Annotated in this window: 12 protein-coding genes and 1 pseudogene; 5 read left to right on the top strand and 8 right to left on the bottom strand. The window is 72.8% G+C overall.

Annotated features, from left to right (window positions below; translation table 11 throughout):
• Positions 1–12 precede the first annotated feature (12 nt).
• From aceE to ABZX40_RS08440, 5 genes are all read right to left on the bottom strand, one after another.
• Complete coding sequence (gene aceE / locus ABZX40_RS08420) at positions 13–2,718, bottom strand: pyruvate dehydrogenase (acetyl-transferring), homodimeric type (RefSeq protein ID WP_355736345.1); 2,706 nt, start codon at positions 2,716–2,718, stop codon at positions 13–15.
• Positions 2,719–3,046: 328 nt separating this feature from the next.
• Positions 3,047–3,679, bottom strand: coding sequence for a GntR family transcriptional regulator (locus ABZX40_RS08425; RefSeq protein ID WP_355736348.1), 633 nt, complete (start codon positions 3,677–3,679; stop codon positions 3,047–3,049).
• A gap of 270 nt (positions 3,680–3,949) precedes the next feature.
• Positions 3,950–5,782 (bottom strand): 2-oxoglutarate dehydrogenase, E2 component, dihydrolipoamide succinyltransferase, encoded by a 1,833-nt coding sequence (sucB, locus tag ABZX40_RS08430; protein WP_355736350.1) that lies wholly within the window; start codon positions 5,780–5,782, stop codon positions 3,950–3,952.
• A gap of 57 nt (positions 5,783–5,839) precedes the next feature.
• Positions 5,840–7,228, bottom strand: coding sequence for a dihydrolipoyl dehydrogenase (gene lpdA / locus ABZX40_RS08435; RefSeq protein WP_355736353.1), 1,389 nt, complete (start codon positions 7,226–7,228; stop codon positions 5,840–5,842).
• A gap of 278 nt (positions 7,229–7,506) precedes the next feature.
• The gene (locus ABZX40_RS08440) at positions 7,507–9,066 is read right to left on the bottom strand and encodes a leucyl aminopeptidase (RefSeq protein WP_355736355.1); all 1,560 of its coding nucleotides are present in this window, start codon (positions 9,064–9,066) and stop codon (positions 7,507–7,509) included.
• A gap of 324 nt (positions 9,067–9,390) precedes the next feature.
• On the opposite strand from ABZX40_RS08440, the pseudogene ABZX40_RS08445 reads away from it, so the two are divergent.
• From ABZX40_RS08445 to ABZX40_RS08455, 3 genes and pseudogenes are all read left to right on the top strand, one after another.
• Positions 9,391–10,750: pseudogene (locus ABZX40_RS08445) on the top strand (hypothetical protein); the annotation flags it as partial.
• A gap of 173 nt (positions 10,751–10,923) precedes the next feature.
• Positions 10,924–11,109, top strand: coding sequence for a hypothetical protein (locus ABZX40_RS08450; RefSeq protein WP_355736358.1), 186 nt, complete (start codon positions 10,924–10,926; stop codon positions 11,107–11,109).
• Positions 11,106–11,759 (top strand): spherulation-specific family 4 protein, encoded by a 654-nt coding sequence (locus tag ABZX40_RS08455; RefSeq protein ID WP_355736360.1) that lies wholly within the window; start codon positions 11,106–11,108, stop codon positions 11,757–11,759. The genes ABZX40_RS08450 and ABZX40_RS08455 overlap by 4 nt, the downstream gene beginning before the upstream one ends.
• 7 nt (positions 11,760–11,766) lie before the next feature.
• Here ABZX40_RS08455 and cobS read toward each other — a convergent pair whose 3' ends face one another.
• Positions 11,767–12,552: an adenosylcobinamide-GDP ribazoletransferase gene (cobS, locus tag ABZX40_RS08460; protein WP_355736363.1), complete on the bottom strand. Its 786-nt coding sequence runs from the start codon at positions 12,550–12,552 to the stop codon at positions 11,767–11,769.
• 93 nt (positions 12,553–12,645) lie between these two features.
• Here cobS and ABZX40_RS08465 point away from each other — a divergent pair, with 93 nt between their 5' ends.
• Complete coding sequence (locus ABZX40_RS08465; protein ID WP_355736365.1) at positions 12,646–13,410, top strand: hypothetical protein; 765 nt, start codon at positions 12,646–12,648, stop codon at positions 13,408–13,410.
• Here the strand turns inward: ABZX40_RS08465 and ABZX40_RS08470 are convergent.
• Both ABZX40_RS08470 and cobT read right to left on the bottom strand, forming a co-directional pair.
• Complete coding sequence (locus ABZX40_RS08470) at positions 13,350–14,054, bottom strand: hypothetical protein (RefSeq protein WP_355736368.1); 705 nt, start codon at positions 14,052–14,054, stop codon at positions 13,350–13,352. The genes ABZX40_RS08465 and ABZX40_RS08470 overlap by 61 nt on opposite strands.
• 58 nt (positions 14,055–14,112) lie before the next feature.
• Positions 14,113–15,234, bottom strand: a complete 1,122-nt coding sequence (gene cobT, locus ABZX40_RS08475) for a nicotinate-nucleotide--dimethylbenzimidazole phosphoribosyltransferase (RefSeq protein ID WP_355736371.1) — start codon at positions 15,232–15,234, stop codon at positions 14,113–14,115.
• 181 nt (positions 15,235–15,415) lie between these two features.
• Between cobT and ABZX40_RS08480 the strand changes: the two genes are divergently transcribed.
• Positions 15,416–16,468, top strand: coding sequence for a class I SAM-dependent methyltransferase (locus tag ABZX40_RS08480; protein WP_355736374.1), 1,053 nt, complete (start codon positions 15,416–15,418; stop codon positions 16,466–16,468).
• The last annotated feature ends 42 nt before the right edge of the window (positions 16,469–16,510 follow it).

A 16,510-nucleotide genomic window follows, 5' to 3' on the forward strand; every position in this document is an offset into this window, starting at 1 on the left:
CCCGCGGCCGACCTACAACCCGTACCGCTCCCGAGCCTCCTTCACCGCGGTAGCGGACACCGCACCGCCACGCGCCAGCCTCGCCAGCGATGCCACGACGATCGACTCCGCGTCCACCCCGAAGTGGCGGCGGGCCGCGTCACGGGTGTCGGAGAGGCCGAAACCGTCGGCGCCCAGCGAGGTGTAGTCCTGCTCGACCCACTGCGCGATCTGGTCCGGCACCTGGCGCATGTAGTCGGAGACCGCCAGCACCGGGCCCTCCGCGCCCTGGAGCGCCTGTCGTACGAACGGCACCCGCTCCTCGCCGCGCAGCAGAGCCGCGTCCGCCTCCAGGGCGTCCCGGCGCAGCTCGGTCCAGGACGTCGCCGACCAGACGTCCGCCGCCACGCCCCACTCCTCGGCGAGCAACCTCTGCGCCTTCAGCGCCCAGTGGATCGCCGTGCCGGAGCCGAGGAGCTGGATGCGGGGGGCGTTGGCCGCCGTCACGTTCAGACCCGCGGACTCCGCCGTGTTGAAGCGGTACAGGCCCTTGACGATGCCCTCGTCGATACCCAGCCCGGCGGGCTTCGCGGGCTGTGGCACCGGCTCGTTGTAGACGGTGAGGTAGTAGAAGACGTCCTGGTCCTCGCCGGGCGCGGCCTCGCCGTACATCCGGCGCAGGCCCTCGCGGACGATCACCGCGATCTCGTAGGCGAACGCGGGGTCGTAGGAGAGCGCGGCCGGGTTGGTGGAGGCGATCAGCGGGGAGTGGCCGTCGGCGTGCTGGAGGCCCTCGCCGGTCAGGGTGGTCCGGCCCGCCGTGGCGCCGACCAGGAAGCCCCGGCCGAGCTGGTCGCCGAGCTGCCACATCTGGTCGGCGGTGCGCTGCCAGCCGAACATCGAGTAGAAGATGTAGAACGGGATCATCGCCTCGCCGTGCGTCGCGTACGCGCTGGACGCGGCGATGAAGTCGGCCATCGAACCGGCCTCGGTGATCCCCTCGTTGAGGATCTGGCCGTTCGTGGCCTCCTTGTAGTACATGAGCTGGTCGCGGTCGACGGGCTCATAGGTCTGGCCCTTGGGGGAGTAGATCCCGAGGGACGGGAAGAGCGACTCCATGCCGAAGGTGCGGGCCTCGTCGGGCACGATCGGCACCCAGCGCTTCCCGGTCTCCTTGTCCCGCACCAGGTCCTTGACCAGCCGTACGAAGGCCATGGTGGTCGCCACGCTCTGGGTGCCCGAGCCCTTGTCGAAGGAGGCGAACGCCTTCTCCGACGGGGCGGGCAGCGGGGCCAGCGGGTGCGTGCGGCGGGCCGGGGCCGGACCGCCGAGGGCCGCGCGGCGCTCCTGGAGGTAGCGCACCTCGGGGGAGCCGGCACCCGGGTGGGCGTAGGGCACCTGGCCGTCGGCGAAGGCGGAGTCCGGTACCGGCAGCTCCAGCAGGTCCCGCATCGCCTTGAACTCGTCCACCGTCAGCTTCTTCATCTGGTGGTTGGCGTTCTTCGAGGCGAAGCCGGTGCCGAGGGTGTGGCCCTTGACGGTCTGCGCCAGGATCACCGTCGGCGCGCCCTTGAACTCCACGGCCGCCTTGTACGCCGCGTACACCTTGCGGGCCTCGTGGCCGCCGCGCGAGAGGTGGAAGCACTCCAGGATCTTGTCGTCGCTGAGCAGCTTGGCCAGCTCGGCGAGCGCCGGGTCCTTGCCGAAGAAGTCCTGGCGGATATAGGCCGCGTCCCGCGTCTGGTACGTCTGCACCTGGGCGTCCGGGACCTCGCGCAGCCGCCGCAGCAGGGCGCCGGTGGTGTCGAGCGCGAACAGCTCGTCCCAGGCGCCGCCCCACAGCGACTTGACGACATTCCAGCCGGCGCCGCGGAACTGGGCCTCCAGCTCCTGCACGATCTTGAAGTTGGCGCGGACCGGGCCGTCCAGGCGCTGGAGGTTGCAGTTGATGACGAAGGTGAGGTTGTCCAGCTCCTCGCGGGCCGCCAGCGCCAGGGCCGCCGTCGACTCCGGCTCGTCCATCTCGCCGTCGCCGAGGAACGCCCATACGTGCGAGGACGAGACGTCCTTGATGCCGCGGTGGGTGAGGTAGCGGTTGAAACGGGCCTGGTAGATCGCCGAGAGCGGGCCGAGGCCCATGCTGACCGTCGGGAACTCCCACAGCCACGGCAGCCGCCGCGGGTGCGGGTAGGACGGCAGTCCGCTGCCGCCGGACTCCTGGCGGAAGTGGTCGAGATGCTGCTCGGAGAGGCGCCCGTCGAGGAAGGCGCGGGCGTAGATACCGGGGGAGGCGTGGCCCTGGATGTAGAGCTGGTCGCCCGAGCCGTCGCCCTCCTTGCCCTTGAAGAAGTGGTTGAAGCCGGTCTCGTAGAGCCAGGCCGCGGAGGCGAAGGTGGCGATGTGCCCGCCGACGCCGTACTTGCTGCCGCGGGTCACCATCGCCGCCGCGTTCCACCGGTTGTACGCGGTGATCCGGGACTCCAGCGCCTCGTCACCGGGCACGGCCGGTTCGGCGGAGGTCGGGATGGTGTTGACGTAGTCGGTTTCGAGGAGCTTCGGCAGCGCGATGCCGGTGCCCTCCGCGCGCTCCAGGGTGCGGCGCATCAGATAAGCCGCACGGTGCGGGCCGGCAGCCTTGGCGACGGCGTCCAGCGAAGCCTGCCACTCGGCGGTCTCCTCCGGGTCCCGGTCGGGGAGCTGGTCGAGCGCGCTCGGCTGGATGGCGTAGGGGTCGGTCATGTCGCCGCCTTCCTCAGTCGAAGGGGGTTCCCTCATCGGTAAGGGTTCGGGGGTGCCCTTGGTCTTTGGCAGGACAGGGCGTGAGGCTCTGGTGGAAGCCCGTCCGTGACTGTAACTCCCTGATCGATGATCGATCAAAGGGTTGAGGGAGAAAACCTCTTGATCACGAGAAAGTGGGCACGGGGTGTCATTCGAACAGGCACGCGGTGCCGTGTTCTCGACGGATTTTCGAAGGGTTTCCGCAGGTGGGGGAGGTACGAGCGAACGATCGCTCACACGCCGCCCGGCGGGGGAGGACCGTTTACTCAGGGCTCGCCACTCGGGCTCGCTACTCGGGGCTGGTGCGGGGGGCGCAGCCCAGCACATGGGCCTTCACGATCTCCGCGATCCGCGGATCCCGGCGCCGGAACGCGTCCACCAGCTCCTCGTGCTCCTCCGCGTACGACTGCTGGACCGTGCCCAGCCAGCGGATGGACAGCGCCGTGAACACCTCGATGCCGAGCCCCTCCCAGGTGTGCAGCAGCACCGAGTTCCCGGCCGCGCAGACCAGCTCGCGGTGGAAGCCGACGGTGTGCCGCACCTGGGAGGTGCCGTCGGCGCGGCTGTCGGCCTCGTACAGGGCCGTGACATGGGGTTCCAGGGCCGAGCAGTCGCCGGCCAGGCGCTCCGCCGCCAGCTCCGCCGCGATGGCCTCCAGACCGGCCCGCACGGGGTAGCTCTCCTCCAGATCGGCCGCGGTCAGATTGCGCACCCGCACGCCCTTGTTCGGCGCGGACTCGATCAGCCGCAGCGACTCCAGCTCGCGCAGCGCCTCGCGCACCGGGGTCTGGCTGACCTCCAGCTCCGTGGCGATCCGCCGCTCCACGATCCGCTCGCCCGGCTGCCAGCGTCCGCTGATGATCCCCTCAAGGATGTGCTCGCGGATCTGTTCGCGCAGCGAGTGGATGACGGGCGCGGTCATGAGAGCTCCTTAACGTTTGACGTTTAGACAATACGGCGGGAGCGCTCCGCTGGGGTGGCAGGGCGGGGTGCTTTCGTGCAGGTGAGATGAGGGTTACACGGGGTTGTCGGCGCGCAGTGGGGTGGGTGGTTCTGATGAGAGGCGGGTGCGGGTGGGATGGGGCTGGTCGCGCAGTTCCTCCCCCAGAGGGGGTACCCCCAGCGCCCCCTAACGGCGACGCCCCCGCCCGGGGTTTCCGGGGCGGGGGCGTCTTGGGTGCCGAAGGGCCTGTTACAGGCCCAGTTCCACCTCGAACTCGCCCGCCTCCAGGATGGCCTTGACGGCCGTCAGGTAGCGGGCCGCGTCCGCGCCGTCGACCAGGCGGTGGTCGTAGGACAGGGTCAGGTACGTCATGTCGCGGACGCCGATAACCGTGCCCTCCTCCGTCTCGATGACCGCCGGACGCTTGACCGTGGCGCCGATGCCCAGGATGGCGACCTGGCCGGGCGGCACGATGATCGTGTCGAAGAGCGCGCCCCGCGACCCCGTGTTGGAGATCGTGAAGGTCGCGCCGGCCAGCTCGTCCGGCGTGATCTTGTTGCCGCGGACCTTGGCGGCGAGGTCCGCCGTGGCCTTGGCGATACCGGCGATGTTGAGGTCACCGGCGTGCTTGATGACCGGGGTCATCAGGCCCTTCTCGGAGTCCACCGCGATACCGACGCTCTCGGTGTCGAAGTAGGTGATGGTGCCCTCGGCCTCGTTGATCTTGGCGTTGATGACCGGGTGGGCCTTCAGCGCCTGGGCCGCCGCCTTCACGAAGAACGGCATCGGGGAGAGCTTGACGCCCTCGCGCGCCGCGAAGGAGTCCTTCGCCTGCGCCCGCAGCCGCATCAGCCGGGTGACATCGACCTCGACGACCGAGGACAGCTGCGCCTGCTCGTGCAGCGCCTTGACCATGTTGTCGCCGATGAGCTTGCGGATGCGGGGCATCTTGACGGTCTGGCCCCGCAGCGGCGAGACCTCCAGCTTCGGCGCGCTCTTGCGGGCGGCCGGAGCGGGAGCGGCGGAGGCAGCGACCGGTGCCGGAGCGGCGGCGGCCTTCGCGGCCTCGGCGGCGGCCAGCACATCCTGCTTGCGGATCCGGCCGCCGACGCCGGTGCCCTTGACGGCGCCCAGGTCGACACCGTTCTCGGCGGCGAGCTTGCGCACCAGCGGGGTGACATAGGCACCCTCGTCGGTCGCACCGGCGGCGGGCGCCGGGGCGGCCGGGGCCACCGGGGTGACCGGCGCGGGGGCGACGGGCGACGGGGCGACGGGGGCCGGAGCCGCCGGGGCCACGGGCGCGGCAGGCTGGACCGGCGCCGGCGCAGGAGCCGGGGCGGGCGGAGCCGCCGGGGCCTCGGCGACCGGCGCGGGGGCCGGAGCCGGAGCCGGAGCCGGGGCCGGCGGGGCGGGAGCGGCGGCCGGGGCGGCCCCCGCCTCGCCGATGACCGCCAGCTTGGCGCCGACCTCGGCCGTCTCGTCCTCGCCGACCACGATCTCCAGCAGCGTGCCCGAGGCGGGCGCCGGGATCTCGGTGTCGACCTTGTCCGTCGAGACCTCAAGGAGGGGCTCGTCGGCCGTGACGGTGTCACCGATGGCCTTCAGCCAGCGGGTGACGGTGCCCTCGGTGACCGACTCGCCGAGCGCCGGCAGCACCACATCGGTGCCGGAGGCGGCACCGGCGGGCGCCGCCGGGGCGGCGGGGGCCTCGGGGGCGGGCGGGGCCGCCGGGGCGGCGGCCGGGGCCTCGGCGACCGGCGCCGGGGCGGGAGCGGGGGCAGCGGCCGGGGCAGGGGCCGGGGCGGGCTCGGCCGCCGGGGCGGGAGCCGCGGCCGGGGCGCCCGAGCCGTCGTCGATCAGGGCCAGCTCGGCGCCGACCTCGACCGTCTCGTCCTCGGCCACCTTGATGGAGGCGAGGACACCGGAGACGGGCGAGGGGATCTCGGTGTCGACCTTGTCGGTGGACACTTCGAGCAGCGGCTCGTCGGCCTCGACGCGCTCGCCCTCGGCCTTCAGCCAGCGGGTGACAGTGCCCTCGGTGACGCTCTCGCCGAGCGCCGGAAGGGTTACGGAAACCGCCATGGTTTCGGTTGCTCCTAACGAATTGCGGAAGTCTGTGTCGTCGCGCCCGAGGGCTGATCAGTCGTGTGCGTGCAGCGGCTTGCCCGCCAGGGCGAGGTGGGCCTCGCCGAGCGCCTCGTTCTGCGTCGGGTGGGCGTGGATGAGCTGGGCCACCTCGGCCGGCAGCGCCTCCCAGTTGTAGATCAGCTGGGCCTCGCCGACCTGCTCGCCCATACGGTCGCCGACCATGTGCACGCCGACCACCGCACCATCCTTGACCTGGACGAGCTTGATCTCGCCCGCGGTCTTCAGGATCTTGCTCTTGCCGTTGCCCGCCAGGTTGTACTTCAGCGCGACGACCTTGTCCGCGCCGTAGATCTCCTTGGCCTTGGCCTCGGTGATCCCGACGGAGGCTACCTCCGGGTGGCAGTACGTCACCCGCGGCACACCGTCGTAGTCGATCGGGACGACCTTCAGACCGGCGAGCCGCTCCGCGACCAGGATGCCCTCCGCGAAGCCGACGTGCGCGAGCTGGAGCGTGGGCACCAGGTCGCCGACGGCGGAGATGGTCGGGACGTTCGTCCGCATGTACTCGTCCGCGAGGACATAGCCGCGGTCCATGGCGACCCCGGCCTCCTCGTAGCCCAGGCCCTGCGACACCGGGCCGCGGCCGACGGCGACGAGCAGGACCTCGGCCTCGAACTCCTTGCCGTCGGCCAGGGTGACCTTGACGCCGTCGGCGGTGTACTCGGCCTTCGAGAAGAAGGTGCCGAGGTTGAACTTGATGCCCCGCTTGCGGAACGCGCGCTCCAGCAGCTTCGAGGAGTTCTCGTCCTCGACCGGGACCAGGTGCTTCAGGCCCTCGATCACGGTGACATCGGTGCCGAAGGACTTCCACGCGGAGGCGAACTCCACGCCGATGACCCCGCCGCCGAGCACGATCGCGGACTTCGGGACCCGGTCCAGGACCAGCGCGTGGTCCGAGGAGATGATCCGGTTGCCGTCGATCTCCAGACCCGGCAGCGACTTCGGCACGGAGCCGGTCGCGAGCAGGATGTGGCGGCCCTGGATCCGCTGGCCGTTCACATCGACGGAGGTCGGCGAGGACAGCCGGCCCGCACCCTCGATGTAGGTGACCTTGCGGGAGGCGATGAGTCCCTGGAGGCCCTTGTAGAGGCCCGAGACCACATCGTCCTTGTACTTGTGGACACCGGCTACGTCGATGCCCTCGAAGCTCGTCTTGACGCCGAACTGCTCGCTCTCGCGAGCCTGGTCGGCGATCTCGCCCGCGTGCAGCAGGGCCTTGGTGGGGATGCATCCCCGGTGCAGGCAGGTACCGCCGACCTTGTCCTTCTCGATCAGGGCGACGTCCAGGCCCAGCTGAGCCCCGCGCAGGGCCGCGGCGTACCCACCGCTGCCACCGCCGAGGATCACTAGGTCGAAAACGGTGCTGGCGTCGTTCGCCACGTCACGTCCTCCATGCATGTGCGCCACGCCGGTCTCCGCTGACCGGTCGGCGGCTGGTGTCCGGCCGCTTCTTGCCTTCGGCCCTGGGATGGGGCCCTGTCCTGCCGCCGCCCATCTTCGCACTTGTCCCGCCCGGACGAGACGCGGGGCGATGGTGTGAGACACCACACCCCACGTCTCGCCGAAGAGGGCCTCTGGGGGCGTGGGGACCTGCGCGATCAACCACACACAGCCCGCACTCGCCGCATACCGGCACCAATCGAGCTATTGGGCGAAAGTCACCCCAGATCCCCAGAAGCCGTCAGCTCGGCCAGCCGCACCAGCGTCCGCACCGACGACCCCGTCCCCCCCCTCGGCGTGTACCCGAACGCCCCGCCCTCATTGAACGCGGGCCCCGCGATGTCGAGGTGCGCCCAGGTGATCCCCTCGCCCACGAACTCCCGGAGGAAGAGCCCGGCCACCAGCCCCCCGCCCATCCGCTCACCCATGTTCGCGATGTCGGCGGTGGGCGAGTCCATGCCCTTGCGTAGATGCTCCGGCAGCGGCATCGGCCAGGACGCCTCGCCGACCGACTCGGCCGCGTCCACCACCGCGGAGCGGAACGCGTCGTCGTTGGCCATGACACCGAAGGTCCGGTTGCCCAGCGCCAGCACCATCGCGCCGGTCAGGGTCGCCACGTCCACGATCGCGTCCGGCTTCTCCTGCGAGGCCGCCCACAGCGCGTCGGCGAGCACCAGCCGGCCCTCGGCGTCGGTGTTGAGCACCTCCACCGTCTTGCCGCTGTACATCCGCAGCACATCGCCCGGACGCGTCGCCGAGCCGGAGGGCATGTTCTCGGCCAGCGCCAGCCAGCCGGTGACATTGACCTTCAGGCCCAGCCGCGCGGCGGCGACGACCGCCGCGAACACGGCCGCGGCCCCGCTCATGTCGCACTTCATCGTCTCGTTGTGACCGGCCGGCTTCAGCGAGATACCGCCGGAGTCATAGGTGATGCCCTTGCCGACGAAGGCGAGGTGCTTGGCCGCCTTGGGGTGGGTGTACGACAGCTTCACCAGCCGCGGGGCCGCCGCCGACCCGGCGCCGACGCCCAGGATGCCGCCGTAGCCGCCCTTGGTGAGGGCCTTCTCGTCGAGTACCTGGACCTTGATGCCGTGCTCCTTGCCCGCGGTGGAGGCGACGGCGGCGAACGCCTCGGGGTCGAGGTCGTTCGGCGGGGTGTTGATCAGGTCGCGGGCGCGGTTCAGCTCCTCGGCGACGGCCGAGGCCCGCTCGACGGCGGCCTTGTACGCCTTGTCGCGGGGCTTGCCGCCGAGCAGCGCGACCTCGGCCAGCGGGCCCTTGCCGTTCTTGGCGCCCTTGCCGTTCTTGGCGGCCTTGGCGGCATCATCGTCGTTCTTGGCGTTCGCCTTGTACGCGTCGAAGGCGTACGCCCCGAGCAGGGCGCCCTCCGCGACCGCGCCGGCGTCGGCGGCATCGGCCAGCGGCAGCGCGAAGCCGGCCTTCCTGCTGCCGGTCAGGGCTCTTGCGGCGGCACCGGCGGCGCGGCGCAGGGCCTCCCCGCTGTATCCGGCGTCCTTGGCGGGCTCGGCGCCCAGACCGACGGCCAGCACCAGCGGCGCCTTGAAACCGGCGGGCGCGGGCAGCTTGGTCACCTCGCCCTCGGCACCCGAGGCGCCGAGGGTCTCCAGGACTCCGGCGAGCCGGCCGTCGTACGCCTGGTCGACGGCCTCGGCGCCGGCCGCGACGACGGGGCCCTTCGCGCCCTTGGCGACGCCGATGACGATCGCGTCGCCCCGCAGGGCTGGTGCCCCGGAGGTGCTGAGAGTGAGAGCAGTCACGGTGGTGAAATCTCGCTTCCGGTGTGAAGTTTCGGCGGCCGAACGGTGTGGGCCGGCCGGGCCCGGTGGCAGCCGACGCGGGCTGCGGCCGAAACCGGCTTGAGGGTGCGGTCTCGACCGTTGTCCGCACCAGCTCGGCACATATGCGGGACGAGCCTACGCGCGTCGCTGCGCTCGCTCATTACTGCGGGTGTTCACCCGCCGGTGACGTCGTGGCCATTTTGCGATCCCTTGGTCCGGTGATCCGGGTCACACTCATGCTGTTCGGTCGGGTACGAGGGCCGTCGGTTTGCATGATTTTCACTGGTCCTCCATGTCTGCGACAGCCCGGTCGAGGCCATCACCGCACAACTGGAGAGCACGGGCATCCCGTCCACCACCGGGCCGCCCGGTCGTGGACGCCGCGTTCCTCAGCGACACCGTGGGCGGTGTCCCGCGCGCCAAGTTCCAGGGCGTGGTGGCCCCCAACGAGGCGCCCTTCGGCGCGGGTTCCGCCGAGCAGAGCGCGCTGGAGAGCTACGAGCGGACCTACGGCATCCCGCAGGTCGACGCCTACACCTGGGCGCACCCGGGCGTGGGCCTGGACTACACGAACCAGGGCGGCTTCGCCGGCACCCTGGACGGCATCGAGGCGAGCGTCACCACCGCCGGGAAGGCGGGCCCGTTCGGCTACCTCGACGGCCCCCTCGCCTTCGAGGACAACTCGCCCACGGTCGGCGAGAGCTACGGCTTCGCGGCCCGCCCGCGCACCGGCTGCACCAGCTATGTCGACGTCCCCGTGCCCGGCTCCGCCGACCGCGCCAGCCTGCTCGGCGAGTACGCCCACGACGGGCGGCGCGAACTGGTCGTCACCGTCGCCTACAACCAGTTCCGGCTGCTGGCCCGCGGCATCGTCGAGTGGACCGCAACTACTTCGCCGTGCACGTGGACGACGTCTTCGCGCCCGACGGCCGCTGGGACACCGAGCGCAACTGCACCCCGGGCGACTTCGACTGCGTCGGCGGCGACGGCGCGGGCACCCCGGAGATCCGGATGACGGCCGCCGACGCGGTCTACGCCGCCCAGTGGCAGCAGACCCAGGACTTCACCCTGGACCTGGTCTTCAACGCCGGTTCCGGTGAGGAGTGGAAGGCGGAGAACGGCGGCACCGACGCCCTCACCGAAGGGCCTCCCGGTCACCCCCGGCGAACTGGTCACCGGCGAGCACTCCGACTTGCGCACCACCCCGCAGCAACCCGACGACAACCCCAACCTCGCGGGCGCCCTCGCCGACACCGGTATCTCCTGGCTCGCCTCGGACAGCTCCCGCGAGTCCGCGCAGCGCGCCGTGGGCGCCGCCCGCACGGTGCCCCGGTACCCGATGAACGTGTTCTATAACACGGGTACCGAGGAGGAGATGGCCGACGAGTACAACTGGATCTACACCTCCGCCGCGGACGGCGGCAGCGGGGTCTGCGAGACCAACCCGGCCTCCACCTGTCTGCCGGACCCGCTGGACGTGACCACCGGATACGACGACCACATCGTGCCGCAGGAGGCCCGCACGGCCCTGCCGCACATCATCGCCAACGACCCGCGCCCGCACTACGTCCACCAGTCCAACCTGGCCGAGGACCGCATCCTCTGCCCGGTGCTGGACACCGTGCTGGCCAACTACCGCGCCCTGTTCGCCGACAGCACCCCGTCCTTCGGCGCGGTGGCCGGCGCGGCGGCGATCTGCTGCGCCGCCGCCCTCGCCCAGACCCTCACCCTGTTCACCGACGCCGGCGACCAGTCCCACCTCTGGGTGCACGGCACGGCCACCGCCGCCCAGGCCACCCTGGTCTGCGTCCTCCTCGGAAGAGCCACCGCCCACAGATGAGCCCCCACGACAACCGCCGCACAACCCCCGACGACCACTCCACAACCTCCGACGACCACGCCACGAGCCCCGACGAGCACTCCACGAGCCCCGACGACCACGCCACGAGCCCCGACGACCACTCCACAACCCCCGACAACCACTCCACGAACCCCGACGACCCCGCCATGAGCACCCGATGAGCACCCTCCTGGTCCCGTACTACGAGCACCCCGCCGTCCGCCCCGCCGAGTGGTCCGCCCTGCTGGTCGCCGCCCCCCACATCTACGCCGTCGTCCTCAACCCGGGCAATGGCCCCGGCGCCCGCCCCGACCCGGCCTTCGCCGAGACCGCCGCCCGGCTGCGCGCCGCCGGGGTCCGCGTCCTCGGCTACACCGACACCGACTACGGCCGCCGCCCCCACGCCCAGGTCGCCGCCGACCTCACCCACCACCGCGCCTGGTACGAGGTCGACGGCGCCTTCTTCGACCAGATCCCCACCTCACCCGAGGACTTCCCGCACTACCAGCGCCTGGCCACCGCCGCCTGGGGCACCGGCTGCGCCACCCTCGCCCTCAACCCCGGCACCCCGCCGCACCCCTGCTACGCCCGGATCGCCGATGTCCTGGTCACCTTCGAGGGCCCCTGGGAGACCTACGACGCCCAGCCCTGGCGCCCCGGCCCCCTGGTCCGGGGCACCCATGACTGCCATCTCGTCCACGGCGTCCCCGCCGGCGTCGGCCTCGCCGCCACCGCCCGGCAGCGCGCCACCGCCCTGCACTGCGGCGTCCCCGGCACCGGCACCCACCCCTGGGGCACCCTCCCGCACGCCCTGCGCCCCCGCCGCCCCTGACGGACGCTCAGCCCAGCACCGCCACCACCAGCGCCGCCGTCGCCGCCGTCTCGGCGACCGCCCCGAACACATCCCCCGTCACCCCGCCGAACCGCCGCACACAGTGGCGCAGCAGCAGTTCGGCGGCGACCAGCGCGACCAGCACCGCCAGGACCGTACGCAGCAGGCCCGCCGGGCCCAGCGACGCACCGCCCGCCCCCGCGGCCACCAGCACCCCCGCCGCCACGGCCAGCGCCCCGGGGAGCGGGACCGCACCGGCCACCGCCGCGCCCAGGCCCTCCGGGCGGGCCGGAGGGACCCCGGTGCGGGCGGCCAGGGTGAGGGCCAGCCGGGAGACCGCCCCGGCGACGACGGCCGCCAGCGCGCCCCGGGCCCAGGAGTCGTCGTAGAGGGTGGCGAGGGCGGCCACCTGGGCGAGCAGGACGAAGACCAGGGCGAGCACCCCGAAGGGGCCGATGTCCGACTGCTTCATGATCCGCAGCGCGTCCTCGGCGGGCCGCCCGCTGCCGAGCCCGTCGGCGGTGTCCGCCAGCCCGTCCAGATGCAGCCCCCGGGTGAGCAGGGCGGGGACGGCGGCGGAGGCCACCGCGGCGAGCAGGGGGCCACCGCCCAGCAGCAGGAACAGCAGCCCCAGGGCGGCGGCGCAGCCGCCCACCACCAGCCCGGCCAGCGGTGCGCAGAGCATGCCCGCGCGGGCCGCGTCCCGGTCCCAGCGGGTCACCCGGACCGGCAGCACGGTGAGCGTGCCGAAGGCGAAGCGGAGGCCGGGGGCGCCAGTGGGGTTCTCGGGCATCCGGGCAGCGTACGTGAGCGGCCGGGCGCGACGCGGGGCAGGTATGGGGAGATATGTACCGCTATCACATGGATGCAGGTACAGAATTGGTGTATGGGGATGTGGTGGGAGCGGAACATCGTCGAGCCGGGCAAGCTCCCGCTGCTGCTCGCGCTGACCGCGTTCGTCGTCACCTTTCTGATCACCCGGCTGATCACCCGGCTCATCCGGGCGGGCCGGGGGCCGTTCGGCAACGTCAGGGCGGGCGGGCTGCACATCCACCATGTGGTGCCCGGCGTCGTCCTCACCATCGTCGGCGGGTTCTGCGCGGTGGCGGGCGGCCAGCGCGGCTTCGGGTCGGCGCTGGCGGCGGTGGTGTTCGGGGTGGGCGCCGGGCTGGTCCTGGACGAGTTCGCGCTGATCCTGCACCTGGACGACGTGTACTGGAGCGAGGAGGGGCGCAAGAGCGTCGAGGCGGTGGTGCTGACCGCCTCCCTGGTCGGACTGCTGCTGCTCGGCTACTCGCCCTTCGGCGTGGACGGCCTGGACCAGCAGGACCTCCAGAGCCGGGGCACGGTCCTCGCCACCATCGCGGTGAACTTCCTCTTCTCCCTGATCTGCCTCGCCAAGGGCAAGGCCCGGCTCGCGGTCTTCGGGGTGGTGATCCCGTTCCTCGCCTGGTTCGGCGCCGTCCGGCTGGCCCGGCCCACCTCGCTCTGGGCGCGACGGCTCTACCGTCGGCGGCCCCGCGCCCGTGCCAGGGCCCGGCTGCGCGCCTACCACCACGACCGGCGCTGGCTCGGCCCCAGCCGCCGGATTCAGGACTGGATCGGCGGCACCCCGGACCCCGAACTCGCCCGCGCCCCGGCCCGCCGCTGACGCAGCCCCACCCCCGCGCACAGCAGCAGCGTCACCGCGACGGCCACCAGATGCTCCCGCCCGGCCAGGTTGTCCACCACCAGCACCTCACCGACCGCCGCCACGATCACCAGCGCGAGCGTGCCGAACGCCCGGTAGCGCCAGGCCGTGAACACCGCGAGCCCGACCACCGCCGCCGACGGCCCGGTGTCCACCACCCCCGCGTCCGACGCGGGCAGCCCCAGCGGACCGCCGACGGCGATCCCGATCCGCGCGTACAGCGTCCCGGCGAGGGTGGCCAGACAGGCGACGGCGAGTGTCACCGGCCGCCCGAGAGAGATCTCCGCGATCCCGAACACCACCAGGATCTGCGCCAGCGCCCCCCACACCGGCAGATCCAGCGCCGGGACGAACAACGACAGCGGGGTGCGCAGCAGCGCCGTCCACAGCGGCTCCCCGGCCCGCACGGACCCCACGTCCGCCACGAACCCGTGGCCCCAGGACTGCCGGTGGACCACATGCAGGACGGCGGTCAGGGCGACGGCCCCGAGCGTCATCGCCACGGCCCGCGGGCCGCCGTCCCGCAGCCCGTCCCGCACGGTGACATACAGCGCGCCCCACTCGACGCGGGCCCAGCGGGCGAGGACTGCGGTGATCGTCTTCATCTCGGGAGCATTGTGCCGAGCGGGGCGGTGCGGGGGCGGCGGCAGCGCGCCCGGCGGGCTACTCCGATGCGGCGGTCGCGCTCTCGTTCTCGCTCCCGCCCTTGTCGGCCGTCTGCTCCGGCTGCTCCGTCTGCTCGGGCTGCTCGGGGAGTTCCGCCGTCAGGGCCGCCGCGGCCCGGACCAGGGGCAGGGCCAGCAGCGCGCCGGCGCCCTCGCCCACCGACACCCGCTGGGCCAGCAGCGGTTCCAGCGCCATCCGGTCCAGCGCCTTCGCCTGCCCCGGCTCCCCGCTGTCGTGCCCGGCCAGCCACCAGTCCGGCGCCCGGAACGCGATCCGCTGGCCCACCAGCGCGCACGCGGCCGTGACCACCCCGTCCAGGATCACCGGCGTCTTGCGCACCGCGCACTGGAGCAGGAACCCGGTCATCGCCGCGAAGTCCGCCCCGCCGACCGCCCCGAGCAGCCGCAACTGCTCGCCGAGCACCGGCCGGGCCCGTCGCAGCGAGTCCCGGATCGCGGCGCACTTGCGCATCCAGGCCAGGTCGTCGATGGCCAGCCCGCCCCGCCCGGTCACCACCGAGGCGTCGGTCCCGCACAGCGCCGCGATCAGCACCCCGGCCACCGTGGTCCCGCCGACGCTGACATCGCCCAGCACCACCAGATCCGTCCCGGAGTCGGCCTCCTCGTCGGCCACCGCGATCCCGGCCCGGAAGGCGGCCTCCGCCTCCTCGGGGGTCAGCGCGTCCTCGATGTCGATCCGCCCGCTGCCCCGCCGCACCCGGTGCCGTACGACCTCGTCCGGCAGTGACCCGGCGTCGCAGTCCAGCGCCATGTCCACGACCCGGAGCGGCACGTCCGAGCGCCGGGCGAGCACCGACACCGGACGGCCGCCCTCCAGCACCTGCCGCACCAGTTCCCCGGCACCGCCCGCGGGCCGCGCCGAGACCCCCAGCTCGGCGATCCCGTGATCACCGGCGAACAGCACCACCTTGGGCCGGTCCACCGGCCGCACCGGCACCACGCCCTGGGCCGCGGCCAGCCATTCGCCCAGCTCGTCCAGGCGCCCCAGGGAGCCGGGCGGGACGATCCGGCGCTCCCGGTACGCCTCGGCGTCGCGGCGGACCCCGCCGTCGGGGCGCTCGATCAGATCGGTGAAGTCATCGAGATTCAGCGCGCTCATTCGCCGAACAGTACCGGCCCCGCCGGGAGGGAACTCAGCCGCGATGGCCCCCACCGGCGCCACCCCGCGGGCACGGCGTCATTGCACCCGAGATCGCCATCCCATACGTTCCGTTTTGCAGTGAAATGTTACGCATCCCGCTGTGTCCTTCTGCGCCCTTCAGTGCTTCCGGGAGCCGCCGATGTCCCCCTCGCCCGCCGCACCGACCCCCACCCCGGCCCCGGCGACCGCACGGCGCCGCGCCGCCTACGCCGCCGAACTCGCCCTGGGCACCGACCGGTTCCACGAACCCCGCCGCGCCGACTGCCCCTGGTGCGGCTCGGCGGACCTGAGGGCCCGGCTCACCACCCCCGACCTGGTCCAGGGCAAGCCGGGACGGTTCACCCTCGACGAGTGCCGGGCGTGCGGGCACGCCTTCCAGAACCCCCGGCTCACCCCCGAGGGCCTGTCCTTCTACCGCTGGGACGCCCCCGAGCCCGTCCGCACCCGCCGCCGGCTGCGGGCCACCGCCCGCGCGGTACCGGCCGCCCTCGAACCGGAGAGCTGGCTCGATGTCGGCACGGGCTCCGGCGACTTCCCGGACGCGGCCCGCGCCTACTTCCCCTACACCGCGTTCGACGGCCTCGACCCGACACCGAGGGTGGTCCGCGCCCGGGAGGCCGGACGGATCGAGGAGGCCCACATCGGACGGCTCACCGCCCCGGCGACGGCGGCCCGGCTGCGCGCCCGCTACGACGTCGTCAGCCTGCTGCACCATCTGGAGCACACCCCCGACCCCCGCGCGGAACTGGCCGCCGCGCTGACCGTGCTGCGGCCCGGCGGACATGTCCTGCTGGAGGCGACCGACCCACACAGCGGGTACGCGGCGCTGCTCGGACGCTGGTGGCTGCCGCACACCCAGCCGGGCCATCTCCATCTGCTCCCGGCGCCGAACGTCTGCGCGGAACTGGAGGCCGCGGGATGCGCGATCGTCGCCGTCGACCACCGGGGCGCGCATACGCCGTACGACCTGGGCGTCGCCGCGGAACTGCTGCTGGCGCGGGCCCTGCCGGAGGGGGACGCGCCCTGGCGGGCAGCACCGCCGACACCGGGACGGCTACGGCTGCGGGCCGCGCTGGCACGGGGGGTGGGGCCGGTGTGCGCGGGGGCGCGGGCCCTGGACGCGGCGCTGGCACCGGGGCTGCGGCGGACGGGTTTCTCGAACACGTACCGGGTACTGGCGAGGCGCAACTAGCCACACGCACTCGCGCCGCCCCGCGACACAGGCGAGCACTCC

This window comes from Streptomyces sp. NPDC004610, from assembly GCF_040609715.1.
GTDB lineage: Bacteria > Actinomycetota > Actinomycetes > Streptomycetales > Streptomycetaceae > Streptomyces.